Origin of the sequence: Streptomyces sp. NPDC058701, assembly GCF_042715295.1 — a bacterium.
Lineage (GTDB): Bacteria > Actinomycetota > Actinomycetes > Streptomycetales > Streptomycetaceae > Streptomyces.
Genome location: NZ_JBHXSY010000035.1, coordinates 1 through 25,310, shown reverse-complemented (window position 1 = coordinate 25,310; position 25,310 = coordinate 1). Strand labels below are relative to the sequence as shown.

At 74.1% G+C, this 25,310-nt stretch carries 22 protein-coding genes; 15 read left to right on the top strand and 7 right to left on the bottom strand.

What is annotated here, in order from left to right; genetic code table 11:
* The first annotated feature begins 58 nt into the window (after positions 1-58).
* The 6 genes from ACFWW8_RS28875 to ACFWW8_RS28850 all read left to right on the top strand — a co-directional run bounded on the left by ACFWW8_RS28875 (position 59) and on the right by ACFWW8_RS28850 (position 8,673).
* Complete coding sequence (locus ACFWW8_RS28875; protein WP_386533030.1) at positions 59-919, top strand: TrmH family RNA methyltransferase; 861 nt, start codon at positions 59-61, stop codon at positions 917-919.
* Between the two features lie 55 nt (positions 920-974).
* A complete protein-coding gene (locus tag ACFWW8_RS28870) occupies positions 975-2,333 on the top strand; it encodes an ATP-binding protein (RefSeq protein ID WP_386533028.1) in 1,359 nt (452 codons plus the stop codon).
* Between the two features lie 149 nt (positions 2,334-2,482).
* A complete protein-coding gene (gene pheS / locus ACFWW8_RS28865; protein WP_386533026.1) occupies positions 2,483-3,634 on the top strand; it encodes a phenylalanine--tRNA ligase subunit alpha in 1,152 nt (383 codons plus the stop codon).
* Entirely contained in the window at positions 3,634-6,177 is a 2,544-nt protein-coding gene (gene pheT / locus ACFWW8_RS28860) for a phenylalanine--tRNA ligase subunit beta (RefSeq protein WP_386533023.1), read from the top strand. The genes pheS and pheT overlap by 1 nt, the downstream gene beginning before the upstream one ends.
* Positions 6,178-6,748: 571 nt before the next feature.
* Positions 6,749-8,089, top strand: coding sequence for a transcriptional regulator (locus ACFWW8_RS28855; RefSeq protein WP_386533020.1), 1,341 nt, complete (start codon positions 6,749-6,751; stop codon positions 8,087-8,089).
* Between the two features lie 53 nt (positions 8,090-8,142).
* Positions 8,143-8,673, top strand: coding sequence for an NUDIX hydrolase (locus ACFWW8_RS28850; protein WP_386533163.1), 531 nt, complete (start codon positions 8,143-8,145; stop codon positions 8,671-8,673).
* A gap of 69 nt (positions 8,674-8,742) precedes the next feature.
* Here the strand turns inward: ACFWW8_RS28850 and ACFWW8_RS28845 are convergent, their stop codons facing one another.
* Positions 8,743-9,645: a 3-hydroxybutyryl-CoA dehydrogenase gene (locus tag ACFWW8_RS28845; protein WP_386533017.1), complete on the bottom strand. Its 903-nt coding sequence runs from the start codon at positions 9,643-9,645 to the stop codon at positions 8,743-8,745.
* A gap of 154 nt (positions 9,646-9,799) precedes the next feature.
* Between ACFWW8_RS28845 and ACFWW8_RS28840 the strand changes: the two genes are divergently transcribed.
* Complete coding sequence (locus tag ACFWW8_RS28840; protein ID WP_386533014.1) at positions 9,800-11,122, top strand: glycoside hydrolase family 10 protein; 1,323 nt, start codon at positions 9,800-9,802, stop codon at positions 11,120-11,122.
* Positions 11,123-11,204: 82 nt separating this feature from the next.
* Here the strand turns inward: ACFWW8_RS28840 and ACFWW8_RS28835 are convergent, their stop codons facing one another.
* Positions 11,205-11,408, bottom strand: a complete 204-nt coding sequence (locus ACFWW8_RS28835) for a DUF1918 domain-containing protein (RefSeq protein WP_386533012.1) — start codon at positions 11,406-11,408, stop codon at positions 11,205-11,207.
* Between the two features lie 73 nt (positions 11,409-11,481).
* A complete protein-coding gene (locus ACFWW8_RS28830; RefSeq protein WP_386533009.1) occupies positions 11,482-12,390 on the bottom strand; it encodes a DMT family transporter in 909 nt (302 codons plus the stop codon).
* Here ACFWW8_RS28830 and ACFWW8_RS28825 point away from each other — a divergent pair.
* Both ACFWW8_RS28825 and ACFWW8_RS28820 read left to right on the top strand, forming a co-directional pair.
* Entirely contained in the window at positions 12,389-13,834 is a 1,446-nt protein-coding gene (locus ACFWW8_RS28825) for a PLP-dependent aminotransferase family protein (RefSeq protein WP_386533006.1), read from the top strand. The two genes, ACFWW8_RS28830 and ACFWW8_RS28825, sit on opposite strands and share 2 nt — an antisense overlap.
* A gap of 31 nt (positions 13,835-13,865) precedes the next feature.
* Positions 13,866-14,441: a histidine phosphatase family protein gene (locus tag ACFWW8_RS28820; RefSeq protein WP_386533003.1), complete on the top strand. Its 576-nt coding sequence runs from the start codon at positions 13,866-13,868 to the stop codon at positions 14,439-14,441.
* A gap of 29 nt (positions 14,442-14,470) precedes the next feature.
* Here the strand turns inward: ACFWW8_RS28820 and ACFWW8_RS28815 are convergent, their stop codons facing one another.
* Positions 14,471-15,562, bottom strand: coding sequence for a PP2C family protein-serine/threonine phosphatase (locus ACFWW8_RS28815; protein WP_386533000.1), 1,092 nt, complete (start codon positions 15,560-15,562; stop codon positions 14,471-14,473).
* 207 nt (positions 15,563-15,769) lie between these two features.
* Between ACFWW8_RS28815 and argC the strand changes: the two genes are divergently transcribed.
* From argC to ACFWW8_RS28790, 5 genes are read left to right on the top strand one after another with little or no spacing between them, the layout of a single operon-like run.
* A complete protein-coding gene (argC, locus tag ACFWW8_RS28810; RefSeq protein WP_386532997.1) occupies positions 15,770-16,798 on the top strand; it encodes an N-acetyl-gamma-glutamyl-phosphate reductase in 1,029 nt (342 codons plus the stop codon).
* Entirely contained in the window at positions 16,795-17,967 is a 1,173-nt protein-coding gene (argJ, locus tag ACFWW8_RS28805) for a bifunctional glutamate N-acetyltransferase/amino-acid acetyltransferase ArgJ (RefSeq protein ID WP_386532995.1), read from the top strand. The genes argC and argJ overlap by 4 nt, the downstream gene beginning before the upstream one ends.
* Positions 17,964-18,914: an acetylglutamate kinase gene (gene argB / locus ACFWW8_RS28800; RefSeq protein ID WP_386532992.1), complete on the top strand. Its 951-nt coding sequence runs from the start codon at positions 17,964-17,966 to the stop codon at positions 18,912-18,914. The genes argJ and argB overlap by 4 nt, the downstream gene beginning before the upstream one ends.
* Positions 18,911-20,116, top strand: coding sequence for an acetylornithine transaminase (locus tag ACFWW8_RS28795; protein ID WP_386532989.1), 1,206 nt, complete (start codon positions 18,911-18,913; stop codon positions 20,114-20,116). The genes argB and ACFWW8_RS28795 overlap by 4 nt, the downstream gene beginning before the upstream one ends.
* Positions 20,117-20,123: 7 nt before the next feature.
* Positions 20,124-20,660, top strand: coding sequence for an arginine repressor (locus ACFWW8_RS28790; protein ID WP_383925879.1), 537 nt, complete (start codon positions 20,124-20,126; stop codon positions 20,658-20,660).
* Between the two features lie 100 nt (positions 20,661-20,760).
* Here ACFWW8_RS28790 and ACFWW8_RS28785 read toward each other — a convergent pair whose 3' ends face one another.
* From ACFWW8_RS28785 to ACFWW8_RS28775, 3 genes are read right to left on the bottom strand one after another with little or no spacing between them, the layout of a single operon-like run.
* Positions 20,761-21,447, bottom strand: coding sequence for a L,D-transpeptidase (locus ACFWW8_RS28785; protein ID WP_386533160.1), 687 nt, complete (start codon positions 21,445-21,447; stop codon positions 20,761-20,763).
* A gap of 6 nt (positions 21,448-21,453) precedes the next feature.
* Positions 21,454-22,035 carry a pyridoxamine 5'-phosphate oxidase family protein gene (locus ACFWW8_RS28780; protein WP_386532985.1) on the bottom strand — a complete coding sequence of 194 codons (582 nt, stop codon included), beginning with the start codon at positions 22,033-22,035 and terminating at the stop codon, positions 21,454-21,456.
* A gap of 8 nt (positions 22,036-22,043) precedes the next feature.
* Positions 22,044-23,462 carry a hypothetical protein gene (locus tag ACFWW8_RS28775; RefSeq protein ID WP_386532982.1) on the bottom strand — a complete coding sequence of 473 codons (1,419 nt, stop codon included), beginning with the start codon at positions 23,460-23,462 and terminating at the stop codon, positions 22,044-22,046.
* Between the two features lie 336 nt (positions 23,463-23,798).
* Between ACFWW8_RS28775 and argH the strand changes: the two genes are divergently transcribed.
* Positions 23,799-25,226 (top strand): argininosuccinate lyase, encoded by a 1,428-nt coding sequence (gene argH / locus ACFWW8_RS28770; protein WP_386532979.1) that lies wholly within the window; start codon positions 23,799-23,801, stop codon positions 25,224-25,226.
* Positions 25,227-25,310 lie beyond the last annotated feature (84 nt).

Below are 25,310 nucleotides of genomic sequence, written 5' to 3'. Positions count from 1 at the left end.
CTGCGGGTCCGTGTGCTTTCCCCTCCGCACCAGGACCCGAGAGAGAACCGCAGACACCATGGGCACCCCCGCCGAGCTGATCTCCCCCCGATCCCCGCGGGTGGCCGCCGCCAGGCGACTGGCGCGGCGCAACTTCCGCACCAAGGAGCGCCGGTTCATCGCCGAGGGTCCGCAAGCCGTCCGCGAGGCCGCCGAGCACCGCGGGGCCACGGGCGGGAGCACCCTGATCGAGCTGTTCGCGACCGTCGATGCCGCCGAGCGCTACGCGGACATCATCGACGCCGCGCTGGCCGCCGGTGCCCGGGTGCACTACGCGGGCGACGAGGTCCTCGCCGAGGTGTCCCAGACGGTCACCCCGCAGGGCCTCGTCGGCGTCTGCCACTTCCTGGACTCCCCCTTCGAGGAGATCCTGGCGGCCCGGCCGAGGCTCGTCGCCGTCCTCGCGCACGTCCGCGACCCGGGCAACGCCGGTACCGTCCTGCGCTGCGCGGACGCCGCCGGCGCGGACGCGGTGGTGCTGACCGACGCCTCGGTCGACCTGTACAACCCCAAGTCCGTACGCGCCTCCGTCGGTTCCCTCTTCCACCTGCCGGTGGCCGTCGGTGTCCCGGTGGAGCAGGCCGTCGAAGGGCTCCGGGCAGCCGGCGTACGGATCCTCGCGGCCGACGGGGCCGGCGAGGACGACCTCGACGCCGAGCTCGACGCGGGCACCATGGGCACCCCCTCGGCCTGGGTCTTCGGCAACGAGGCCTGGGGCCTGCCGGAGGAGACCCGGGCGCTGGCGGACGCCGTGGTGCGGGTCCCGATCCACGGCAGGGCCGAGAGCCTGAACCTCGCGACGGCCGCCGCCGTGTGCCTCTACGCCTCCGCGCGTGCACAGCGGGCGCCCGGAGGGTGCCGCTCCGTGACCCCCAGCTAGTAATGTGGCGGCCCGGGGGCCCACTGCGCTACTCGGAGATGTGGGGTACGGGGACATGACCGTCGGTACGAACAGCTCGCCGCAGGCCGGCCGGACCACCGGCCCCGCCGCCGAGCGTCTCCCGGACGTCCGAGCCGCCCTGGCCGGAGTCCCGCCCCAGTCGGGTCCCGCCCGTCCCGCCCCCGAGGCCGAGGCCGAGGCCGCCGACGGGCCGGGCTCCGGAGCGGGGCAGTCCCGCGCGGCGGCCCGTACGCCCGTCCCGGACAGCCCGCCCGCGCCGCGACCGCCGTACGACGCCGGGGCCGCGTCCGGGGCCCCCGGCCCGGGCGTCCCCGTCGGTCCGGGGCCCGGCGACGCCGCCGGCGAGCGGCTGGGGGGCGGCATCGACCCCGACGACCTGCCCGACGGGCTCGTCGTCGCCGACGCCTCCGGGCGGGTCATCTGCTTCAACCTGGCCGCGGCCCGGATGACCGCCACCGACCCCGCACGGGCGCTGGGCACCCGTATCGACAGCGCCCTGCCGCTGGAGGACCTCGAAGGCCGCCGCTGGTGGGCGCTGACCGACCCGTACGGAGGCCTGGCCACCCGGCGGGGCCAGCCCGAGCGCAACTTGCTGCTGCCCGGCGGCCGCGAGGTGCTCGTCTCCGCCCGCTACGTGCGCACGCACCCCACCGGCCCGTTGCGCCGCCTCGTCATCACCCTGCGCGGCACCGAGGCCCGCCGCCGCACCGAGCGCAGCCACGCCGAGCTGATCGCCACCGTCGCGCACGAACTGCGCTCCCCCCTGACCTCCGTCAAGGGCTTCACGGCGACCCTGCTCGCCAAATGGGAGCGGTTCACCGACGACCAGAAGCGGCTGATGCTGGAGACCGTCGACGCCGACGCCAACCGCGTCACCCGGCTCATCGCCGAGCTCCTCGACATCTCCCGCATCGACTCCGGCCGTCTGGAGGTGCGCCGACAGCCGGTCGACATCGGCACCGCCGTCGCCCGCCACGTCCAGGCGCTGACCGCGAACGGGCAGGCCCCCGAGCGGTTCCTCGTCAGCGTCTGCCGTCCGCTCCCCGATCTGTGGGCCGACCCGGACAAGATCGACCAGATCCTCGGCAACCTCCTCGAAAATGCGGTGCGGCACGGTGAGGGAACGGTCACCATCGACGTGGCGCCGCACGAGAAGGGAACAGCCGTCACCGTGTCCGACGAAGGCCCCGGGATCCCGGAGGAGTCGATGGGCCGCGTCTTCACCCGCTTCTGGCGGGGGAGCAAGCGCGGCGGCACCGGCCTGGGCCTGTACATCGTCAAGGGCATCGTGGAGGCCCACGGCGGCACCATCGCGGTCGGCCGCGGGCCCGGCGGCGGAGCCGAGTTCCGATTTATTCTGCCCGTGAGTGCCCCGGCCTACCTCACGCAGTAACACTGCGGAGCGTCTCGGCAGGCGGCCCACGGGCTCCTTCACCCCCGACGGCCTTTAGACTCGACCTTTGGCACCTTTGTGTCCTTGTGTCGATCAGGTCGATCAAGTCGTCGGGGACCACCAGCCAGCCACCGGAAGTACGGGAAGAGATGTCGGCACCGAACAAGTCGTACGACCCTGTCGAGGTCGAGGCACTGAAACCGGAAGAGATCGAGCGCATGCGGGACGAGGCGCTCGCCGCCTTCGCGTCCGCCGGCGACCTCGACGCGCTGCGGGAGGCGAAGACCGCGCACATGGGCGACCGCTCGCCCCTGGCGCTCGCCAACCGCGAGATCGGCGCCCTGCCACCCCAGGCCAAGGCCGAGGCGGGCAAGCGCGTGGGCCAGGCCCGCGGCGCCGTGAACAAGGCCTTCGGGTCGCGCACGGTCGAGCTGGAGGCGGAGCGTGACGAGCGGGTGCTCGTCGAGGAGGCGGTGGACGTCACGCTGCCCTACGACCGCGCGCCCTCCGGCGCCCGGCACCCCCTGACGACGCTGATGGACCGCATCGCGGACATCTTCACGGCCATGGGGTACGAGGTCGCGGAAGGACCCGAGGTCGAGGCGGAGTGGTTCAACTTCGACGCCCTCAACTTCACGCCCGACCACCCCGCCCGCCAGATGCAGGACACCTTCTTCGTCCAGGGGCCCGAGAGCCTGTCCACCAACGGCTCCGCCGCGGGCTCGGGCACCGAGTCCGGCGTCGTGCTGCGCACCCACACCTCCCCGGTGCAGGCGCGCTCGCTGCTGGAGCGCAAGCCCCCCGTCTACATCGTGTGTCCGGGGCGGGTGTACCGCACCGACGAGCTCGACGCGACGCACACCCCGGTCTTCCACCAGGTCGAGCTGCTCGCCGTGGACGAGGGCCTGACCATGGCCGACCTCAAGGGCACCATGGACCACATGGTCCAGGAGCTGTTCGGCGAGGGCACGACCACGCGCCTGCGCCCGCACTTCTTCCCCTTCACCGAGCCGTCCGCCGAGATGGACATGCAGTGCTACGTGTGCCGCGGCGCGTCGGTGGGCAACCCCGACCGCCCGTGCCGCACCTGCTCCAGCGAGGGCTGGATCGAGCTCGGCGGCTGCGGCATGGTCAACCCCAAGGTGCTCACCGCCTGCGGTGTGGACCCGGAGAAGTACAGCGGGTTCGCCTTCGGGTTCGGCATCGAGCGGATGCTGATGTTCCGTCACAATGTAGAAGACATGCGAGACATGGTCGAGGGTGACGTTCGCTTCACCCGGCCGTTCGGGAGTGAGATCTGATGCGCGTCCCGCTTTCCTGGCTGCGGGAGTACGTCGACCTCCCCGCGGGTGAGACCGCCCGCGACGTAGCCGCCAAACTGGTCGACGCCGGCCTCGAGGTCGAGACCGTCGAGCAGCTCGGCGGCGGGCTCAAGGGCCCGCTCGTCGTCGGCCGGGTGCTGACCATCGAGGAGCTCGAGGGCTTCCGCAAGCCGATCCGCTTCTGCACGGTCGACGTGGGCACCGCCAACGGCACCGGCGAGCCGCAGGAGATCGTCTGCGGCGCCCGGAACTTCGCCGTCGGCGACAAGGTCGTCGTGGTCCTGCCGGGTGCGGTCCTGCCCGGCGACTTCGCGATCGCCTCGCGCAAGACCTACGGCCGCACCTCGCACGGCATGATCTGCTCCGGCGACGAGCTGGGCATGGGCGACGACGGCACCCACGGCATCATCGTGCTGCCGCCCGAGCACGAGGTCGGCACCGACGCGATCGAGCTCCTGGAGCTCGTCGACGAGGTCCTCGACATCGACATCACCCCGGACCGCGGCTACTGCATGTCCCTGCGCGGCATCGCCCGCGAGGCGGCGACCGCGTACGGCCTGCCGCTGCGCGACCCGGCGCTGCTCGACGTCCCCGCGCCGAACGCGTACGGCTACCCGGTCAAGGTCGACGACCCGGCCGGCTGCGACCGCTTCACCGCGCGTACGGTCACCGGCCTCGACCCCGAGGCGCGCTCCCCGATCTGGCTGACCCGCCGCCTGCAGAAGGCGGGCATGCGCCCGATCTCGCTCGCCGTCGACATCACCAACTACGTGATGCTGGAGCTCGGCCAGCCGCTGCACGCCTACGACCGCTCGCGGATCGACGGCACGATCGGCGTCCGCCGCGCGGAGCAGGGCGAGAAGCTCACCACCCTCGACGGGGTCAAGCGCACGCTCGACTCCGAGGACCTGGTGATCACGGACGCCCGCGGGCCGATCGGCCTCGCCGGCGTCATGGGCGGCGCCAACACCGAGATCGCCGACTCCGTCACCACGCCTTTCGACCCCTCCGGCGCGACCGGACAGGTCACCGGGACCACGGACGTCGTCATCGAGGCCGCGCACTTCGACTCCGTGTCGATCTCGCGCACCGCCCGCCGGCTGAAGCTCTCCTCGGAGGCCTCCAAGCGCTTCGAGCGGGGCGTCGACCCGCAGGCCGCCGCCGCGGCCGCGCAGCGGACCGTCGACCTGCTCGTGCTGCTCGCGGGCGGCACCGCCGAGGCCGGCGTCACCGAGTTCCTCGCCCCGGGCGCCCCGCGCTCCATCGCGATGAGCGCGGACCACCCGGACCGGGTCGCGGGCATGGACTACGGCCGCGAGACCGTCGTGCGCCGCCTCCAGGAGGTCGGCTGCGACGTCTACGGCCAGGACGAGCTCGTCGTCACCGTCCCGTCGTGGCGGCCCGACCTCGCCGAGCCCAACGACCTCGCGGAGGAGGTCATCCGGCTGGAGGGCTACGGGAACCTCCCGTCCACCCTCCCGCAGGTGCCCTCCGGGCGCGGCCTCACGGCCCGCCAGCAGCTGCACCGCCGCGTCGGCCGCGCGCTGGCCGGCGCCGGCTACGTCGAGGCGCTGAACTACCCGTTCGTGGGGGAGCGGGTCTTCGACCAGCTCCAGCTGCCCGCGGACGACGCCGCCCGCCGGGTCGTCAAGCTGGTCAACCCGATCTCCGACGAGGAGCCGGCGCTGCGCACCACGCTGCTCCCGGGTCTGCTCGGCGCGCTGCGCCGCAACGACAGCCGGGGCAGCCACGACCTCGCGCTCTTCGAGACCGGTTCGGTCTTCCTCGCCGCCGAGCGGCCGGGTGTCGCCGTACGGCTGCCCGTCGACCGGCGTCCCACGGACGAGGAGATCGCCACCCTGGACGCGGCCCTGCCCGCGCAGCCGCGGCACGCCGCGGTCGTGCTGGCCGGTGCGCGCGAGCAGGCCGGCTGGTGGGGCGGGGGCCGCCCGGCCGACTGGGCGGACGCCGTCCAGGCCGCCCGCGTGCTGGCCGCCCTGGCCGGTGCCGAACTGGTCGTCCGCCAGGGCCAGTACGGTCCCTGGCACCCGGGCCGCTGCGCCGAGCTGGTCGTCACCGTCGACGGTGCCGAGCAGGTGATCGGCCACGCCGGCGAGCTGCACCCGCGCGTGGTCAAGGCGCTGGGTCTGCCGGCCCGCACCAGTGCGATGGAACTCGACCTGGACCGCCTCGGGGCGGCCGGCGCCGATTCCCTGCACGCGCCCCGGATCTCCACCTTCCCGGTGGCGACCCAGGATGTCGCGCTGATCGTGGACGCGTCCGTCCCGGCTTCGTCCGTGGAGGACGCGCTGCGCCGGGGGGCCGGTGAACTGCTGGAGTCCCTGCGGCTGTTCGACGTGTTCACCGGTGAGCAGGTCGGCGGGGGCAAGAAGTCCCTGGCGTACGCGCTGCGCTTCCGCGCGACCGACCGCACGCTGACCGCGGAGGAGTCCACGGCCGCGCGCGACGCGGCGGTGGCACTGGCCGGCGAGCTGACCGGGGCGGTGCTCCGGGGCGCGTAACCGCCCACCCGCACGGCAAGACGAGGGGCGCGTCCGGCACCACCGGGCGCGCCCCTCGCGCGTGGCCGGCGCCGGCCGGGAACGGCCGGGGGCGTACGGGCCGCGGCGCACCGGCAGGGCGGCCCGCCGACGAACCGCCCTGCCGGTGCCCCGCGACGGCCGGGCCGGACGGGCCCGGGCGGGAGCCGAACCGCGCCCCGGGGCCGGTGGATGGACCCGGCGCGCGTTCGGCCGGCTCGCCGGGTCCCGGCGACCAACCGGGCGCCGGCTGAGCCGGAACGCGCCGCCCGCCTGCCATGGAGTGTCGGGCAGACAGCAGGGCGGGCGGCGCGGTGACGGGTCGTCGCACTGTACGAGGGGGAGCCGACGACCCGGGCTGCCTCTTGGCGAGGCCCTTAAGTGAAGCGCGCGCGGGGGCTCCCGCGGCAGGGTGCGGATCGCATTTATGCGCGTACTCACTTCACACCCTGTGTGAATTGGGCGCAGTACACCCCGGGTGAATCAGGCGCAGTGCACCCCCTGTGGAGCGCCCACCCACTAGCCTGTGGGCGAAGAGCCCTTGGAGCGGCCCATGCAGCCCAATGTCCTGCTCGACGCCCTCCTCGCCGAGGCGGGAATGTCCCATGCCGGACTCGCCGCCTTCGTGAACCAGGCGGGCAGAACCCGCGGACTCGCCCTGCGCTACGAACACACCGCCGTCGCCCGGTGGTTGAAGGGTCAGCGGCCGCGCGGTCAGGTCCCCGACCTGATCTGCGAAGTGCTCGGCGGCCGGCTGCGGCGCCCCCTCGGGCTGGACGACATCGGGCTGGGCCTGCCGGACCGGCCCGCGTCCGCCCACGGCTCCCCGCTCAGCGGGTTCGTCGACCGGGCCGCGGCCCTGTGGCGTTCGGACGGGCAGGCCAAGTCCCGGGCGCTCGCCGCCGGGGCCGTCACCGGGACGCCGGCCGTCATCCCGGTCTGGGAGTGGGAGAACCCGCCCGAGGACGTCGACGTGTCCCGGGAGGGCCCGCACCGCATCGGACCCGAGCACATCGAGGTCCTCAAGGCGGCCCGCGCGCACTACGAGCTCATGTACCGCCGGGCCGGCGGAGTGGCGACCCGGGACCGCGTCGTCCGCTTCCTCGGCAGCGAGACCGCGCCCATGCTGCGCGGGAGCTACTCGGACGAGGTCGGCCGCCGCCTGCACCGCGCCACCGGCTCCCTCGTGGCGGTGGCGGGCATCTGCGCGTACGACTCGGACGCCCACGGCCTGGCCCAGCGCTACTTCCACCAGGCCCTGCGCCTGGCCAAGGCCAGTGGGGACCGGGGGCTCGGAGCGTACGTCGTCGCGCTGATCGTCAACCAGTCCCTGCACCTGAAGGAGTACCGCCAGGCCGTGGCCTTCGCGGAGGCGGCGCTGCGCTCCGCCGGCCGGCACACCACCCCGGCGCTGGCCGCCGACCTGTACGCCATGCAGGCCAAGGCCTACGCCCAACTCGAAGACGACCGGGCCGCGTTGGAGTGCATCCGGCTCGCGGAGTCGGCCGCCGACCGGATCCGGCCGGGCACCGAGCCGGACGAGACCGGCTACGTACAGCCCGGACTGGTCAACGTCCAGGTCGCCGAGGCGCTGCTCAGCCTGGGCGACCTCGCTGCGGCGCACGAACAGGCGGCGGCCGCCGTGGGGACCCCCGCCCACGACCGCGGCCGGGTGCACCGGCTGGCGATGCTGTGCGAGATCCAGTTGCGGCAGGGGGAGGCGGACCGGGCCGTGGCGGCCGCGGCCGAGATGGCCGAGCGCGCCAAGGGGATGGAGTCGCTGCGCCTGCGCGACCGCTTGCGCACCGTCCGCGCACAGCTGCTGACCAGCGGATGTTCGGGTGCGCGGGAGACCGCCCTGCTCATCGACGGGGCGCTGCGCGTCCCCCTGTGAGGGCCTGTTCTGCTGCCATGTTGCCACCAATCCGATCGGAAGGTGGCATGACCGTGCAGTGGATGAACCTGAACGAGCAGACTGTGTACAGGAACCGCTGGTTCGACGTGAACCTCGCGGACGTGGAGCTCCCCGACGGCCGGCACCTGGACCACTTCGTGATCCGGCTGCGCCCGGTGGCCGTGGCCACGGCGGTCAACGCGTCCGACGAGGTGCTGCTGCTCTGGCGGCACCGCTTCATCACCGACAGCTGGGGCTGGGAGCTGCCCGCGGGTGTCGTCGAGGAGGGCGAGTCGGTCGAGGCCGCGGCCGCGCGGGAGATGGAGGAGGAGTCGGGCTGGCGGCCCGGCCCGCTCCGCCACTTGATGACGGTGGAGCCGTCCAACGGGCTGACGGACGCCCGCCACCATCTCTACTGGGCGGACGGGGCCACCTACACCGGCCCTCCCGAGGACGACTTCGAGTCCTCGCGCCGGGAGTGGGTCCCGCTGAAGCTCGTACCGGAGATGATCGCGCGCGGAGAGGTCCCGGCCGCGAACATGGCGGCCGGGCTGCTCCTGCTGCACCACCTGCGGCTGGGCTAGGCGGTCCCGTACGGGCCCTGCCCCGGACCGGCGCCGGTCCGGGGCAGGGCCCGGCCCCGGGTGGGGGTCCTACGCGTACGGGTAGAAGCCCGAGCCCGTCTTGCGGCCGAGGCGGCCCGCGTCGACCATCCGCTGGAGCAGCGGGGGAGCGGCGTACAGGGGCTCCTTGAACTCCGAGTACATCGAGTCCGCCACCGAGGCCACCGTGTCCAGGCCGATCAGGTCCGCCAGCTTCAGCGGGCCCATCGGGTGGGCACAGCCCAGCTCCATGCCGTTGTCGATGTCCTCGCGGCTCGCGATGCCCGACTCGAACATCCGGATCGCGGACAGCAGGTACGGGATGAGCAGCGCGTTGACCACGAAGCCCGAACGGTCCTGGGCGCGGATCGCGTGCTTGCCCAGCACGTCCCGCACCAGGGCATCGGCGCGCTTGACCGTCTCGTCACCCGTGGTCAGCGCGGGGATCAGCTCGACGAGCTGCTGCACCGGGGCCGGGTTGAAGAAGTGGATGCCGATGACCTGGTCGGGCCGCGAGGTGGCGACGGCCAGCTTGACCAGCGGGATCGAGGAGGTGTTCGAGGCGAGGATGGCGTCCGGGCGGGTGACCACCTGGTCGAGCACCTGGAAGATCTCCGTCTTGATCTGCTCGTTCTCGACCACGGCCTCGATGACGAGGTCGCGGTCGGCGAACTCGCCGAGGTCGGTGGTGAAGGTGAGGCGGGCCAGGGTGGCGTCCCGCTCCTCCTCACTGATCTTGCCGCGTTCGGCGGCCTTGATCAGGGAGTTGTGCAGCCGGGTACGCCCGATCTCCAGGGCCTCGCCGGTGGTCTCGGCGACCATCACCTCAAGGCCGCTGCGGGCGCACACCTCAGCGATTCCCGCGCCCATCTGGCCGCAGCCCACTACGCCGACGCGAGCGATGTCGGTCGGGAGGGTAGAGAGGTCCGTCACATCGTGCCTTTCGCTGCTCATCCATCGCGGGTCCCCCGTGTTCGGCAGTGGTAACTGCGTTCCGGCGCCCGCCACGCCCCCCGACGTTACCCCCGACCTTGACCCCGGTGGCGGCCCGGGGCGGGCATGCTGGGCGCACGCAGAGGGATCTCACGCAAAGGAACGGAGTCGTCACATGGCGTACATCGGACGGCGGGGGCTGCTGGCGGGGGCGGCGGGAGCGCTGGCCGCGGCCGCGACCGGCGCGGCGGCGGGCCCGGCAGCGGCGGCGGGTGCGGGGACGGGTGCGGGGACGATCGGCGCGGTGGGCGGGGCGGGCGCGGCGGGGACCGCGGTGCGGGCGGGACGGGCCCGGTCGGCCGGGCGGGCGGACGCTCCCGAGTTCCGGGCGATGTGGATCGCCTCCGTACAGAACGTGGACTGGCCCTCCGCGTCCGGGCTGTCCGCGGCGGAGCAGCGCGAGGAGCTGCTGTTCCTCCTCGACACGGCCGTCGAGCGGCGCCTGAACGCGGTGGTCCTCCAGGTCCGCCCGGCGGCCGACGCCCTGTGGCCCTCCCGGCTGGAGCCCTGGTCGCAGTGGCTGACCGGCGCGCAGGGGGTCGACCCCGGCTGGGACCCGCTCGGCACCGCCGTCGCCGAGGCGCACGCCCGCGGGCTGGAACTGCACGCGTGGTTCAACCCGTACCGGGTGGCCAACCACACCGACCCGGGCCGGCTCGCGGCCTCCCACCCGGCCCGGCGCAACCCCGGCTGGACGGTCCCGTACGGCGGAAAGCTCTACTACAACCCCGGCCTGCCCGAGGTGCGGCGCTTCGTCCAGGACGCGATGCTCGACGCCGTCGCGCGGTACCCCGTCGACGGGGTGCACTGGGACGACTACTTCTACCCGTACCCGGTGGACGGCCGGTCCTTCGACGACGACGAGGCCTACGAGCGGTACGGCTCCTCCTTCGGCTCCCGCGCGGACTGGCGCCGCCACAACACCGACACCCTGGTCCGCGAGATGTCCGGGCGGCTGCGGACGCTCCGGCCGGCGGCGCGCTTCGGCATCAGCCCGTTCGCGGTCTGGCGCAACGCCGACCGGGACCCGCTCGGTTCACCGACGCAGGCGGGCCTGGGCACGTACGACGACCTGTACGCGGACACCCGCAAGTGGGTCACCGAGGGCTGGATCGACTACGTGGCCCCGCAGGTCTACTGGCACATCGGCCACCCCACCGCCGACTACGCCGCCCTCGTCCCGTGGTGGGCGCGGACGGTCTCGGGCACGGGAGTGGACCTCTACATCGGGGAAGCGCTGTACCGGAGCGATGCGAACAGCCCCACCGCCGCCTGGCGCGATCCGGCGGAGCCGTCCCGGCACGTGCGCCTCGCGCGGCAGTACCCGGAGGTCCGCGGTCACCTGTGGTTCTCGGCGACCCAGGTGGCCGCGGACCCCAACGGGGCGATGGCCCGGGTGGTCGCCGACCACTACGGATCGACGGTCCGCCCGCGCTGAGCGGGTGCCCGGCCGCCCGGCGCCCGGCCGCCCGGCGCCCGGCCGCCGGGCACCGGTCGGGGTGGCGTCGGCGTGCGCGGCGTCAGAGCGCGTCCGCCTCGGGGTGGGGGTGGCGGACCTCGCAGTCCGGCCCGGGGGCCATGAGCGCCTCGTGTCCGTCCTGGAAGCGCACCCGGTAGGGGGGGGTTCCGTTGTCCCCCAGGACCTGGGTGATCTCGCCGACCTTGTCGTTCTGGCCGACGATCCTGCCGTGCTGCACCAGCTGGTCGCCCTCGGTCGCGTGCATGTCCGACCTCCTCGGTGGCGGTCCGATCCGGTGTTAGCAGTTTAGGTCGTCCCGTTGTGGTTTGACCCGTTCGTCACCTGGCCCGTTGGGTGACCGCGATGCAGACGAGCACCGCGCAGGCGGCCACGGGCGCGGCGGGCGACAGGTGCTCGCCCAGCAGGGCCACCGACCACACCAGGGTCAGCAGCGGCTGGGCGAGCTGGAGCTGGCTGGCCCGCGGCGCGCCGATCTCGGCCATGCCGCGGTACCAGACGTACAGCCCGAGGAAGGTGGAGCCGGCCGCCGCCCAGACCAGGCCGGCCAGGCCGTGCCCGGTGAGCCGCACCGGCTCGTACGCGAGCCCCAGCGCGGAGCCGGCCAGGCTGAGCGGCAGGCACAGCACCAGGGCCCAGCCGACCACCTGCCACCCGGGCAGCTCCCGCGCAAGGCGCCCGCCCTCGGTGTACCCGGCGGCGCACACCAGCAGCGCGCCGAACAGGTAGCCGTCGCCGGCCGAGAGGGAGCCTCCGCTCTGCGCCACGGTGAACGCGAGGACGACCGCGGCCCCGGCGACGGCGGCCACCCAGAACCGGCGCGGGGGCCGGGCCCCGGTGCGCAGCGCCGAGAGCGCGGCCGTGGTCAGCGGGAGCAGGCCGACGACCACGGCGGCGTGCGAGGTGGTCGACGTCCGCAGTGCGAGGGTGGTGAGCAGCGGGAAGCCGACGACCACTCCGGCGGCGACCACCGCCAGCCCGCCCCAGTGCGCCCGTGCGGGCGGGGCGACCCGCAGGGCCAGCAGGAAGCCTCCGGCGAGGACCGCCGCGAGGACGCTGCGCAGCGAGACGAGGGACCAGGGGCCGAAGCTCTCCAGCCCCCAGGCGGTGGCGGGGAAGGTCAGCGAGAAGGCGACGACGCCCAGCGAGGCCAGGAGGGTGCCCCGGCGGCTCACGGAGTCGTCGACCGCTATCGGGGCCGGGAGGATAGCGCTATTCTGTGCTGTCATGCACGAGCGTAGCAGTGTGGTGGAACTGGCCGAGTCCCTGCGAGCAGAGCTGAACCGCTACTCGATCGGTGGAAAGCTCCCGTCGAGCCGGTCGCTCGTCGACCGTTACCGCGTCAGTCCCGTGACGGTCTCCCGGGCCCTCGCGCAGCTCGCCGCCGAGGGGCTCGTCGTCACCCGCCCCGGCGCAGGCGTGTTCCGCGCCCTGCCGCGCACGCAGGCCGCCGCGCCCGGGGACACCTCCTGGCAGGAGGTCGCCCTCAGCGCGGAAGGGGCCGGTGAAGTCGTCCCGCGGTCCGTGGACGCCGCCGGGGTGCTGGCCTCGCTCGCCACGCCGCCGCCGGGGGTCATCGAGCTCAGCGGCGGCTACCTCCACTCCTCGCTGCAGCCCGAGCGGGCCATGGCCGCGGCCCTGGCCCGGGCCGGCCGGCGGCCCGGCGCCTGGGGGCGGCCGCCCGTCGAGGGGCTGCCGGAGCTGCGGGACTGGTTCGCCCGGGAGATCGGCGGGGCGGTCGGCGCCGCGGACGTCCTGGTCACCGCGGGCGGGCAGAACGCGCTGGCGACCGCGTTGCGGGCGCTCGCCCCTCCGGGGGCGCCGATCCTGGTGGAGTCGCCCACCTATCCGGGGCTCCTGGCCATCGCCCGCGCCTCGGGGTGCCGGCCCGTTCCCGTACCGGTGGACGCCGAGGGGGTCCGGCCCGAACTGCTCGCCGCGGCCTTCGAGGCCACCGGGGCACGGGTGTTCGTGTGCCAGCCGCTGTTCCAGAACCCGACCGGCGCGGTGCTGGCCCCGGGGCGGCGGGCCGAGGTGCTGCGGATCGCGCGGGCCGCCGGTGCCTTCGTGGTCGAGGACGACTACGCCCGGGCCCTGGCGCACGAGGACGCCGGCCCGCTGCCCGCCACCCTCGCCGCCGAGGACGCGGACGGGGTGGTGGTCCACGTGCGGTCGCTGACCAAGGCCACCTCACCCAGCCTGCGGGTGGGCGCCCTGGCTGCGCGCGGCCCGGTCCTGGACCGGCTGCGCGCCATCCAGGTCGTGGACAGCTTCTTCGTGCCGCGTCCGCTCCAGGAGGCGGCCCTGGAGCTGGTCGGCGCACCCGCCTGGCCGCGCCACCTGCGGACCGTCGCCGCCGAGCTGCGCCACCGCCGGGACGTGCTCACCGGTGCCCTGCGCCGCGAACTGCCCGGCCTGGAGGTGCCCCATCCGCCGTCCGGGGGCTTCCAGCTGTGGGTCCGGCCCGCCGTCGGCGGCGACGACACCGCCGTGACCGCTGCGGCGCTGCGGGCCGGGGTCGCGGTCACGCCCGGGCGCCCGTACTTCTGCGCGGAGCCGCCCGCGCCCCACGTACGGATGAGCTTCGCGGCCGTCGCGGGCCCCGCCGAACTGGTGGAGGCGGCCGTACGGCTGCGGGCCGCCCTCGCTGATCCGGACGCCCCGGACGCTTGACCCGGAGGACGCCGCGCCCCACCATCACCGCATGCATGTTCGGGTTTCGCTCGTTGCCGCGGCCCGTGGTTGCCCGCTGCTCGCCGAGCGCTTCGACGACGACCGCCCGCTGGACGCCACCGGCCGGCTCGCGGTGGAGTCCGCCGCCCGGGGACTGGTGCCGCTGGGCGCCGCCGACCTGCGCTACTGCTCCCCGACGCCGCGCTGCCGGGCCACGGGCGAGGCCCTCGGGTACGCGCCCCTCGTCCAGCCCGCGCTGCGCGCGTGCGACATGGGCCGCTGGCGCGGGCTGACCCTGGCCGAGGCGGCCGCCCACGAACCCGACGCGGTCGACGCGTGGCTGACCGACCCCGAGGCCGCCCCGCACGGCGGCGAGTCGCTGCGCGCCTTCATCTCCCGCGTCGGCGGCTGGCTGGACACCCGGCCCGCGGACGACGGGAGCGCGATCGTGGCGGTGACGGAGCCCGCGGTGGTGCGGGCGGCCCTGGTCTTCGTGCTGAAGGCGCCCCCGCTGACCTACTGGAACGTCGACGTCCGCCCCCTGTCCACGCTCACCCTCACGGGCGGTCCGGGCCGCTGGTACCTCTCCCTCCCCACCGCCTCCTGACCCGCGGGGCGGCCGGCCGCTCCCCGCCGTCAGGACTCGTACAGCCGTACGGCGAGGGCGGCGATGTCGTCGTCGAGGCGACCCCTGCTGTAGCGCAGGAGGTCGCGGTGGAGCGCCGCGAGCAGTTCGCGGGGCGGCGTCGGGGGCTGCCGGCGCATCCAGGCCGTCAGCGGGAAGAACTCGCCGTCGCGGGCGCGGGCCTCGGCGATCCCGTCGGTGTAGAGGAGCAGCAGGTCGTCGGGGGCGAAGGCGAAGGTGTCGACGGTGTACCGCTCGCCGATCAGTTCCGCGAGGCTCAGCAGCGGCGAGGGGGTGACCGATTCGAGGACGCGGACCTTCCCGCGGTGCACGAGCAGCGGTGGGGGGTGTCCGCAGTTGAGGACGTCGATCCGGCCGCCCCCGTGCGGGATCTCGACGAGGAGGGCGGTGGCGAAGCGCTCCATCGGCCCCTCGGGCGGGAAGGCGGCGTTGTACCGGGTGCTGCTGGCGTCGAGCCTGCGCGCGACGTCGACCATGTCGGCCTCGTCGTAGGCCGCCTCCCGGAAGGCGTTGACGATGGCCGCGGCCGCCCCGACCGCCGGCAGGCCCTTGCCCCGCACGTCGCCGATGAGCAGCCGGACCCCGAACGGCGTGTCGACCACCTCGTAGAAGTCCCCGCCGATCCGGGCCTCCGCCGCGGCCGCGAGGTACAGCGACTCGATCGCGAGGCGGCCGAAGCGCCGGGGCATGGGGCTCAGCACGACCTGCTGCGCCGCGTCGGCGACGAGCCGCACCTGGAAGAGGGTGCGCTCCCGCTGGAGCCGGACGTGGCTTCCGTAGGCGGCGGCCACGGTCACCGCGATGATGCCGGCGGCGGTCCACCACGTCCCCAGGTCGGGGAAGACGAGGCCGAGGCCGATCATCAGGAGGAGGCAGACGGTTCCGAGCAGGACGGTGGGGAGCACCGGCCACATGGCCGCCGCGAGGGCCGGCGCCGCGGGCAGGAGGCGGCTGAAGGCCATTTCCGGCGGAGTGGCGTAGGCCAGGCTGGCGATGACGACGGTCAGGATCACCGGCGACAGCCGCACAAGTCTTCCCGGGCCGGGGCGTCTGCGGAGCCGCGGCCGTCCAGACTCGATCACATGTCCCACGATATCCGTGCAATGCGGGCACGGCGCTCTGACGAAGCCCGGGACTGCCGCGACGGGGGGTCAGGGCGGGCCTACCCCAGCCCCGGCGGGCGGCCCCCGTGGTCACGACGCCCCCCTCCCGCGGAAGCGGGCCGAAGCGGTGTCTTTGCATAAAACTGCGGTGATACGTATAGTCATGCCATCGACGAGGAGGGTCCGATGGCAGTACGTGTAGCGGTGGCCGGAGCGAGCGGGTACGCGGGCGGGGAACTCCTGCGCCTGCTGCTCTCGCACCCCGAGGTGGAGATCGGAGCGCTGACCGGGCACTCCAACGCCGGACAGCTGCTCGGCTCCCTGCAACCGCACCTGGGACCGCTCGCCGGGCGAACCCTGGAGGCGACCACCCCCGAGGTCCTCGGGGGACATGATGTCGTGTTCCTCGCGCTTCCGCACGGCCAGTCCGCCGCCGTCGCCGCCCGGCTCGGCGACGACGTGCTCGTGGTCGACATGGGCGCCGACCACCGGCTGAAGGACGCCGCCGACTGGGACGCCTTCTACGGCGCCCCGCACGCCGGCACCTGGCCCTACGGCCTCCCCGAACTGCCCGGCGCCCGTGCCGCCCTCGCCGGGGCCAAGCGGGTCGCCGTCCCGGGCTGCTTTCCCACCGCCGTCTCGCTCGCGCTGTTCCCCGCGTACGCCGAGCAGCTCGCCGAGCCCGAGGCCGTGGTCGTCGCCGCCACCGGCACCTCCGGCGCGGGCAAGGCCCTCAAGCCCCACCTGCTCGGCTCCGATGTCATGGGCTCCGTCAGCCCGTACGGCGTCGGCGGCGGACACCGCCACACGCCCGAGATGGTGCAGAACCTCTCCCCGGTGGCCGGACAGCGCGTCTCGGTGTCCTTCACGCCGACCCTCGTCCCCATGGCGCGCGGAATCCTCGCCACCTGCTCCGCCAAGGCGCTCCCCGGCACCACCGCCGAGCAGCTCCGCGCGGCCTACGAGAAGGCGTACGCCGACGAGCCCTTCGTCCGGCTGCTCCCCGAGGGCCAGTGGCCCGCCACCCAGTCCGTGACCGGCTCCAACGCCGTCCAGGTCCAGGTCGCCTACGACGCGTCCGTCCGGCGGATCATCGCCGTCAGCGCGATCGACAACCTGACCAAGGGCACCGCCGGCGGCGCGGTGCAGAGCATGAACATCGCCCTCGGGCTCCCCGAACAGCTCGGCCTTTCCACGATCGGAGTAGCACCGTGAGCGTCACGGCAGCACAGGGATTCACGGCGGCGGGCATCGCGGCCGGAATCAAGGCGAACGGCAACCCGGACCTGGCCCTCGTGGTCAACCACGGGCCGCGTCTGGCCGCCGCGGGCGTGTTCACCTCCAACCGCGTCAAGGCCGCGCCCGTGCACTGGTCCGAACAGGTCCTGCGCGGCGCCGCCGTCAGCGCGGTCGTCCTGAACTCCGGCGGCGCCAACGCCTGCACCGGCCCCAGGGGCTTCCAGGACACCCACGCCACCGCCGAGAAGGTCGCCGAGGTCCTCAACGGGCTCGGCACGGGCGCCGAGTTCAACGCGGGCGAGATCGCCGTCGCGTCCACCGGCCTCATCGGCGTCCTGCTCCCCATGGACAAGCTGTTGCCCGGCATCGAGACCGCGGCCGCCGCCCTCACCCCCGACGGCGGCGAAGCCGCCGCCGTCGCCATCAAGACCACCGACACCGTCCACAAGACCGCCACCGTCTCCCAGGACGGCTGGACGGTCGGCGGCATGGCCAAGGGCGCGGGCATGCTCGCCCCCGGCCTCGCCACCATGCTCGTCGTCCTCACCACCGACGCCGACGTGGACAGCGCCGCCCTCGACACGGCGCTGCGCTCCGCCACCCGCACCACCTTCGACCGGGTCGACTCCGACGGCTGCATGTCCACCAACGACACCGTGCTGCTGCTGGCCTCCGGCGCGTCCGGCCGGGTGCCGGAGCAGGAGGCGTTCGCCGAGGCCGTACGGACCGTCTGCGACGACCTCGCCCGCCAGCTGATCGGCGACGCCGAGGGCGCCAGCAAGGACATCCGCATCGAGGTGGTCGGCGCGCTCAGCGAGGACGACGCCGTCGAGGTCGGCCGGTCCATCGCCCGGAACAACCTCCTCAAGTGCGCCATCCACGGCGAGGACCCCAACTGGGGCCGGGTGCTCTCCGCCATCGGCACCACCGCGGCCGCCTTCGACCCGGACCGGCTGAACGTCGCCATCAACGGCGTCTGGGTCTGCAAGAACGGATCGGTCGGCGAGGACCGCGACCTGGTGAGCATGAAGGACCGCGAGGTGCGCATCACCGCGGACCTGGCGGCCGGCACCGAGTCCGCCGTGATCTGGGCCAACGACCTCACCGCCGAGTACGTCCACGAGAACAGCGCGTACAGCTCATGAGCGGCGACAAGGCCGGACAGCCCGGCACCGGCGCCCACCCCGGCACGGCGCGCAAGCACACCGCGCTGCCCAAGGCGGAGATCCTCATCGAGGCCCTGCCCTGGCTCACCCGTCACAACGGCAAGGTCGTCGTCATCAAGTTCGGCGGCAACGCCATGATCGACGAGGACCTGAAGGCGGCCTTCGCCCAGGACGTGGTCTTCCTGCGGCAGGCCGGCCTCAAGCCGGTCGTGGTGCACGGCGGCGGGCCCCAGATCAACGCCCAGCTCGACAAGCAGGGCCTGATCAGCGAGTTCAAGGCGGGCCTGCGCGTCACCACCCCGGAGGCCATGGACGTCGTACGGATGGTCCTGGCGGGCCACGTCCAGCGCGAGCTGGTCGGGCTCCTGAACCAGCACGGGCCGCTCGCCGTCGGCCTGACCGGCGAGGACGCCCACACCATCACCGCCACCAAGCACAGCCCGCAGATCGACGGCGAACTCGTCGACATCGGGCGGGTCGGCGAGATCACCTCGATCAACACCGGCGCCATCGAGGCCCTCCTGTCGGACGGCCGGATCCCGGTCGTCTCCTCCATCGCGCGCAGCGCCGACGACCACCACGTCTACAACGTGAACGCGGACACGGCGGCCGCGGCCCTCGCCGCCGCCCTCGGCGCCGAGACGCTGATGGTCCTCACCGACGTCGAGGGCCTCTACGCGGACTGGCCGAACAGCGACGAGGTGATCAGCCGGCTCACCGTCAGCGAGCTCGACAGGCTGCTGCCCGAGCTGTCCAGCGGCATGGTGCCGAAGATGGAGGGCTGCCTGCACGCCGTCCGCAACGGCGTGACCACCGCCCGCGTCATCGACGGGCGGGTCCAGCACTCGATCCTGCTGGAGATCTTCACGGACGAGGGAATCGGCACGATGGTCGTGCCGGACGAGCCGCAAGGGGGAGCGAAGTGACCGCGCAGACCGGCAACCAGGAGTTCCGCGACCGCTGGCGGGGCGCCCTGACCGACAACTACGGGACGCCCGCCCTGGCCCTCGTACGGGGTGACGGCGCCCAGGTCTGGGACGCGGACGGCCGGCAGTACACCGACCTCGTCGGCGGCATCGCGGTCAACGCGCTGGGCCACGCCCACCCCGCGGTCGTCGAGGCCGTCACCGGCCAGATCTCCACCCTCGGCCACGTCTCCAACCTCTACGTCTCCGAGCCCGTCGTGGCGCTCGGCGAGCGGCTCCTCCAGCTCTTCGGCCGCCCCGGCAGGGTCTTCTTCTGCAACTCCGGCGCCGAGGCGGTCGAAGCCGCCTTCAAGATCGGCCGGCTGACCGGGCGCGCCCACATGGTCGCCACCGACGGCGGGTTCCACGGCCGGACGATGGGCGCCCTCGCCCTCACCGGCCAGCCGACGAAGCAGGACCCGTTCCGGCCGCTGCCCGGCGACGTCACGCACGTCCCGTACGGCGACGCGGAGGCCCTGCGGGCCGCCGTCACCGAGGAGACCGCGCTCGTCGTCATCGAGCCGATCCAGGGCGAGAACGGCGTCGTCGTCCCCCCGGCCGGATACCTCACGGCGGCCCGCGAGATCACCCGCGCCACCGGCACCCTGCTCGTCCTGGACGAGGTCCAGACCGGCATCGGCCGGTGCGGCCAGTGGTTCGAGCACCAGGCCCACGAGGGCGTGGAGCCCGACCTCGTCACCCTCGCCAAGGGCCTGGGCGGCGGCCTGCCGATCGGCGCCGTGGCCGCCTTCGGCCCCGCCGCCGAGCTGCTCCGGCCAGGTCAGCACGGCACCACCTTCGGCGGGAACCCCGTCTCGTGCGCGGCCGGGCTCGCCGTCATCGACACGATCGCGTCCGAAGGGCTCCTCGACCGCGTCAAGGAGCGGGGCGAGCGGCTGCGTTCCGGCATCGAGGGAACCGGCCACCCGCTCGTCTCCCACGTCCGCGGCGCCGGGCTGCTGCTGGGTATCGTGCTGACCGAGCCCCTCGCGCCCCAGGTGCAGCAGGCGGCTCAGGACGCCGGCTTCCTGGTCAACGCGCCCGCCCCCGACGTCGTACGGCTGATGCCCCCGTACGTACTCACCGAGGCCGAGGTGGACGCGTTCCTCCGGGCCCTGCCCGGCATCCTCGACACAGCCCACGGGGACGGATCCGGAGAATGAGACGACGATGACCCAGGCGCAGGAGAACGACCACGTCGGGCAGGCCGTCCCGCAGACCCGCACCGCACGGCACCGGCGGATCGTGGACATCCTCAACCGGCAGCCCGTGCGCTCCCAGAGCCAGCTGGCCAAGCTGCTCGCGGACGACGGGCTGAGCGTCACCCAGGCGACGCTCTCGCGCGACCTCGACGAACTCGGGGCCGTGAAGATCCGCAACACCAACGGCGAGCTGATCTACGCGGTACCCAGCGAGGGCGGATTCCGCACCCCGCAGGCCCCCCTCGGGGAGTCGGCGAAGGAGGAGCGGATGCGCCGCCTCTCCGGGGAACTGCTGATCTCGGCCGAGGCCTCCGCCAACCTCGTGGTCCTGCGCACCCCGCCGGGGGCCGCGCAGTTCCTCGCGTCGGCGATCGACCAGGCCGAACTCCGCGAGATCCTCGGCACGATCGCCGGCGACGACACCCTGATGCTGATCAGCCGGGACCCGCTGGGCGGCCAGGCCCTCGCCGACCACCTGCTGCGCCTGGCGCAGAAGGAAGGCTGACCGTACGGGGGAGGAGCCCGGCCCGCGCGGTCGCCTCCGGGCCCGTCGGCCGCGGGTCGCCCACGCGTCCGCAGCGGGTCGCCCACGCGTCCCCCGCGGGTCAGTAGCGGGTCACCGCCAGGGCCCCCGACCCGGTGCCGATCGCGATGTGCGGACGCCGCCGGGGGTCCGCCCAGCGCAGCAGCGCCCGCATGGCCCGGTCCGGTACGGACACGCAACCGGCAGTCGCGGCACTGCCGTTGACGTGCAGGAAGATCCCGGCGCCCCGGCCGCGGACGGGCCGGTCGTAGTTGAACGCGATGACCAGCGCGTGCGCGTACTGGGTCCCGTAGTCCGCGAGGTGCTCCGCCTCGCCCGGCGCGCAGTCCGCGGGCAGCGGCCGCGTCCAGCGGTTGTAGCTGCCGGAGGCGTTGTCCTGGCACCACCACGCGTCGTCCGTCACCCGGCGGTAGTGGTACCGCGTACCGGCCGGGGCGCTGCGGATCCCGAAGGCGTACGGCAGCGCGTACAGCCCCGTCGGCGTCGTGTTCGTGCCCTGGACGCGGCCGGCGCCGTCGGTGAGCCCGTTCGCCCCGAAGCGGGCCTCGGCGCTCCCGGCCTCGAACCAGCGGCCCGCCCGCCGGTCCCACCAGGTGACCCGCCCGGTCGTCGACCCGGGCGCGGGGGCCACCGCGGTGATCAGCTGGCTGCCCCCTCCGGTGTCGGCGAGCCGGGCGGGCAGCGGCGAAGGGCCCTGGGGGAGCAGGGCGGTGACGATCAGTGAGCCGGTGACGAGAGCGGTACGCAGCACACGTCAGACGGTACGGGGCGGAAGGGGCAGCGGCAGCGCAGGCAGGCCGTCGACGCTGGTCGCGATGAAATCCTTCTTCTCGCAGTAGGCGGCGAACTCGTCGTCCGTCTTGCGGCCGAAGTACTCCGCGTGCAGGGTGCGCTCGCCCTGGTACTCCATGAAGGGGACCGCGTACCCGCACACGTCGGTGATCCGGCGCGCCCGCACGACGATGACGGCCCGGGCGGCCGGCCCGTCGGCGTCGCCGAAGAGGGCGACCAGCCCGGCCCAGCGGGGGTCGTCGCGGAAGACCGCCTCGCCCTCACCGTGGATCCGCACGATGTTGGGCGGCCCGCTGAACGCACACCACATCAGCGTGATCCGGCCGTTCTCGCGGACGTGGGCGATGGTCTCGGCGCCGCTGCCGCCGAAGTCCAGGTAGGCGAGGGTCTGGTCGTCGATGACGACGAGCGTTCCCGCGCGGCCCTTGGGGGAGAGGTTGACGTGGCCGTCACCCGCGAGCGGGGCGGTGGCGGTGAAGAAGACGGGCTGCTCCTCGATGAACCTGCGGAGCCGGTCGTCTATGCGCGCGTGCAGTTTTCCCATGGAGATCATTATCCGTTCGTCGGGGATGCGCGGAGGGGGAGTCCCAGCTGCCGGCGCATCCGGTCCGTGACGTAGTCGCTGAACAGGCCCGTGCACCGGTCCAGCAGCGCGCCGACCTCCGGGTCTCCGGCCGGCAGGGCGGGGGGACGGTGGGGGGACCACAGGCTCTGGACGTACTGCCCGGCGATCCGGCGCAGGTCCGGGTCGGCGTCCGCCAGCAGGTCCACCGAGGCGCGCAGCGCGGCCGTTCCGCCCCGCGCGCGCAGCAGCCGGTAGGCGGCTCGGCGGGTGTGCGGCGGGCGCCCGGGCGCGACGCGCTCCAGCAGCCGGCCGGGGTGCAGCAGGTCCGCGGAGTCCCTCAGACTCAGCGAGGCCTCGCGGGCCACGGCGGGCGCGGGGTCGTCCAGCAGCCGCTCCAGCAGGGCCCTGTCGTGGGTGTCGATCAGCCGCAGTCCGGCGACGGCGCCCGCCCGCACCGCGCCGGCGGGGTGTTCCAGCAGCGTCCGCAGCAGCGGGGCGTCCTCACGGCCGCCGCACTCGGCGAAGCCGAGCACCGCGGCGGCGGTGACGGGTCCCGGGCCCGTGACGCGCGCGAGAGAGAGGGCGTACGGGTCGCCGCCGTCCCGGCGCACCACCCAGCGGGCGCAGGCCCGGACCAGCCCGGAGCGGTCGCCGAGGTGGCGCCCGGCCTCGGCGCCGCGTCCGGCCCGCCGCAGCAGGGTGACCCCGGCGGAGCGGACCAGCGGGCCGTGCCCGCCCAGCAGGGTGTCGACGGCCTCGGCGTCCGGTCCGCCGGGGGAGGCGGCGGCAAGGGCGAGGGCCGCGTCCGTCCAGATCCGGGCGGTCGTGGGGTCGGGCTCCGCGGCGGCCCGGCGGGCGAGTTCCCGCACGTCCTGCGCGCCGGTCCCGACGGCGGTCCGGGCGGCGAGCCGCCGGGTGGGCAGGTCGGGGCTGTCGTGCAGCCGGGCCAGGGCGGGGCCGCCGGCCGCGGACCGCAGCGCCTCCTCGAACAGCTCCAGCGCCCAGTCGCCCTGCTCGCGGCGGCCGAGCCGCAGCACGAGCGGGGTCAGCCGGAGCAGTGCCGGCAGCGGGTCGGCGGCCAGTTGGCCGGCCAGGACCCGCCGGGCATCCCGCCGTACGGCGGGAACCCAGTCGGCGCAGCGGATCACCACGAGTTCCGGCGTGGGGTGCGGGGCGCGCAGCGCCTGCTGGCGGATCCGTCCGTCGGGGTGGCAGAGCGCGGCCTCGGGTCGGTCGGTGCCGGCGTACCGGTTCGGGGCGTACGAGCGGATCCCCTGGTCGAATGCGGTCCACACCTCCGGCCCCGCACCGGGCGGCACCGGGCCGGTTCCGTCCGCCGCGCCGCTCAGGACCGCCTGCGCCGCCGCCCGGCCCTGTTCCGTAGCCTGTCGCCCCTCGGCGCCCATGTGCCCTCCCCCGGGTGTGTCACGTACCGATCCTAGGGAGCGGGCGGGCGCGTCGCCTCCGATATTCGAGCTGGTCACAGGGGCGCGCTGAGGCCCGATTGACGAAACATACGGAGTAATGCATAGTTATGCCTGCCGTTGGGCGCACCGTAGGGAGAGGCCCCGGCCCGTCCCCGGAGGCCATCGCGCATCGGGACCCCGCCTGAGTCGTTGGGCAGCGCGGGCGCGGCCGGCAGCACCGGCGGCACCAGCAGGACCCGCAGTACGCCGACGGCTCCCCGCACCCCTCCGCGGCGGGGAGGCCGTCGCACACCCACCCCTTGAGGAGCAGTAGCTGTGAGCAGCAACAACGGTGACGTCCGGCTCTGGGGCGGCCGCTTCGCCGACGGCCCCGCCGAGGCCCTCGCGAAGCTGTCCGCGTCGGTCCACTTCGACTGGCGCCTCGCCCCGTACGACATCGCCGGCTCCCGGGCCCACGCGCGCGTGCTGCACAAGGCGGGCCTGCTCACGGCCGAAGAGCTCGACCGCATGACCGACGGCCTGGACCGGCTCGAAGCCGACGTGGCGGACGGCTCCTTCACCGGCACCGTCGCGGACGAGGACGTGCACACGGCCCTGGAGCGGGGGCTGCTGGAGCGGCTCGGCGCCGAGCTCGGCGGCAAGCTGCGGGCGGGCCGGTCCCGCAACGACCAGGTGGCCACCCTCTTCCGGATGTACCTGCGCGACCACGCGCGGATCGTCGGCGGTCTGATCGCCGACCTCCAGGACGCCCTGATCGGCCTGGCCGAGAGCCACGCGGACGTGGCCATGCCCGGCCGGACCCACCTCCAGCACGCGCAGCCGGTGCTCTTCGCCCACCACGTGCTGGCCCACGTACAGGCCCTGTCCCGGGACGCCGAGCGGCTGCGCCAGTGGGACACCCGGACCGCTGTGTCCCCGTACGGCTCGGGCGCCCTCGCGGGCTCCTCGCTGGGCCTGGACCCGGAGGCGGTCGCCGCCGACCTGGGCTTCGAGCGCGGATCGGTCGGCAACTCGATCGACGGCACGGCCTCGCGGGACTTCGTCGCCGAGTTCGCCTTCATCACCGCCATGATCGGGATCAACCTGTCCCGCATCGCGGAGGAGATCATCATCTGGAACACGAAGGAGTTCTCCTTCGTGACCCTGCACGACGCCTTCTCGACCGGGTCGTCGATCATGCCGCAGAAGAAGAACCCGGACATCGCGGAGCTGGCGCGAGGCAAGTCGGGGCGGCTCATCGGCAACCTGACCGGATTGCTCGCCACGCTGAAGGCGCTCCCGCTGGCGTACAACCGGGACCTGCAGGAGGACAAGGAGCCGGTCTTCGACTCCTGCGACACCCTGGAGGTCCTGCTGCCGGCCTTCACCGGCATGATGGCCACCCTCACGGTCAACCGGGAGCGGATGGAGGAGCTGGCCCCGGCCGGCTTCTCGCTCGCCACCGACATCGCGGAGTGGCTGGTCAAGCAGGGCGTGCCGTTCCGGGTGGCGCACGAGGTGGCCGGCGAGTGCGTCAAGGTCTGCGAGGGCGAGGGCATCGAGCTCGACCAGCTCACCGACGACCAGTTCGCGAAGATCTCGGAGCACCTGACCCCGGAGGTCCGGACCGTGCTCAACGTCAAGGGCGCGCTCGCTTCGCGCAACGGCCGTGGCGGCACCGCCCCGTCGGCGGTCGCGGTCCAGCTGACCGAGCTGAAGGCCGACCTGGTCATCCAGCACGCCTGGGCCATCCACAAGCAGTAGCCACGGGCCCCGAGGGGCGGGGGGGGGCCACCCCCCGCCGCCCCCCCCCCCCGGGGCGGCGCCCGGGGCGCCGCCGGCCCCCAG

What these genes read in the sequence shown, in the direction of transcription:
- ACFWW8_RS28875 (WP_386533030.1), top strand. Translation starts at nt 59, where the DNA reads ATGGGCACCCCCGCCGAGCTGATCTCCCCCCGATCCCCGCGGGTGGCC.
- ACFWW8_RS28870 (WP_386533028.1), top strand. Translation starts at nt 975, where the DNA reads ATGACCGTCGGTACGAACAGCTCGCCGCAGGCCGGCCGGACCACCGGC.
- pheS (WP_386533026.1), top strand. Translation starts at nt 2,483, where the DNA reads ATGTCGGCACCGAACAAGTCGTACGACCCTGTCGAGGTCGAGGCACTG.
- pheT (WP_386533023.1), top strand. Translation starts at nt 3,634, where the DNA reads ATGCGCGTCCCGCTTTCCTGGCTGCGGGAGTACGTCGACCTCCCCGCG.
- ACFWW8_RS28855 (WP_386533020.1), top strand. Translation starts at nt 6,749, where the DNA reads ATGCAGCCCAATGTCCTGCTCGACGCCCTCCTCGCCGAGGCGGGAATG.
- ACFWW8_RS28845 (WP_386533017.1), bottom strand. Translation starts at nt 9,645, where the DNA reads ATGAGCAGCGAAAGGCACGATGTGACGGACCTCTCTACCCTCCCGACC.
- ACFWW8_RS28840 (WP_386533014.1), top strand. Translation starts at nt 9,800, where the DNA reads ATGGCGTACATCGGACGGCGGGGGCTGCTGGCGGGGGCGGCGGGAGCG.
- ACFWW8_RS28835 (WP_386533012.1), bottom strand. Translation starts at nt 11,408, where the DNA reads ATGCACGCGACCGAGGGCGACCAGCTGGTGCAGCACGGCAGGATCGTC.
- ACFWW8_RS28825 (WP_386533006.1), top strand. Translation starts at nt 12,389, where the DNA reads ATGCACGAGCGTAGCAGTGTGGTGGAACTGGCCGAGTCCCTGCGAGCA.
- ACFWW8_RS28830 (WP_386533009.1), bottom strand. Translation starts at nt 12,390, where the DNA reads ATGACAGCACAGAATAGCGCTATCCTCCCGGCCCCGATAGCGGTCGAC.
- ACFWW8_RS28820 (WP_386533003.1), top strand. Translation starts at nt 13,866, where the DNA reads ATGCATGTTCGGGTTTCGCTCGTTGCCGCGGCCCGTGGTTGCCCGCTG.
- argC (WP_386532997.1), top strand. Translation starts at nt 15,770, where the DNA reads ATGGCAGTACGTGTAGCGGTGGCCGGAGCGAGCGGGTACGCGGGCGGG.
- argB (WP_386532992.1), top strand. Translation starts at nt 17,964, where the DNA reads ATGAGCGGCGACAAGGCCGGACAGCCCGGCACCGGCGCCCACCCCGGC.
- ACFWW8_RS28790 (WP_383925879.1), top strand. Translation starts at nt 20,124, where the DNA reads ATGACCCAGGCGCAGGAGAACGACCACGTCGGGCAGGCCGTCCCGCAG.
- ACFWW8_RS28780 (WP_386532985.1), bottom strand. Translation starts at nt 22,035, where the DNA reads ATGGGAAAACTGCACGCGCGCATAGACGACCGGCTCCGCAGGTTCATC.
- ACFWW8_RS28775 (WP_386532982.1), bottom strand. Translation starts at nt 23,462, where the DNA reads ATGGGCGCCGAGGGGCGACAGGCTACGGAACAGGGCCGGGCGGCGGCG.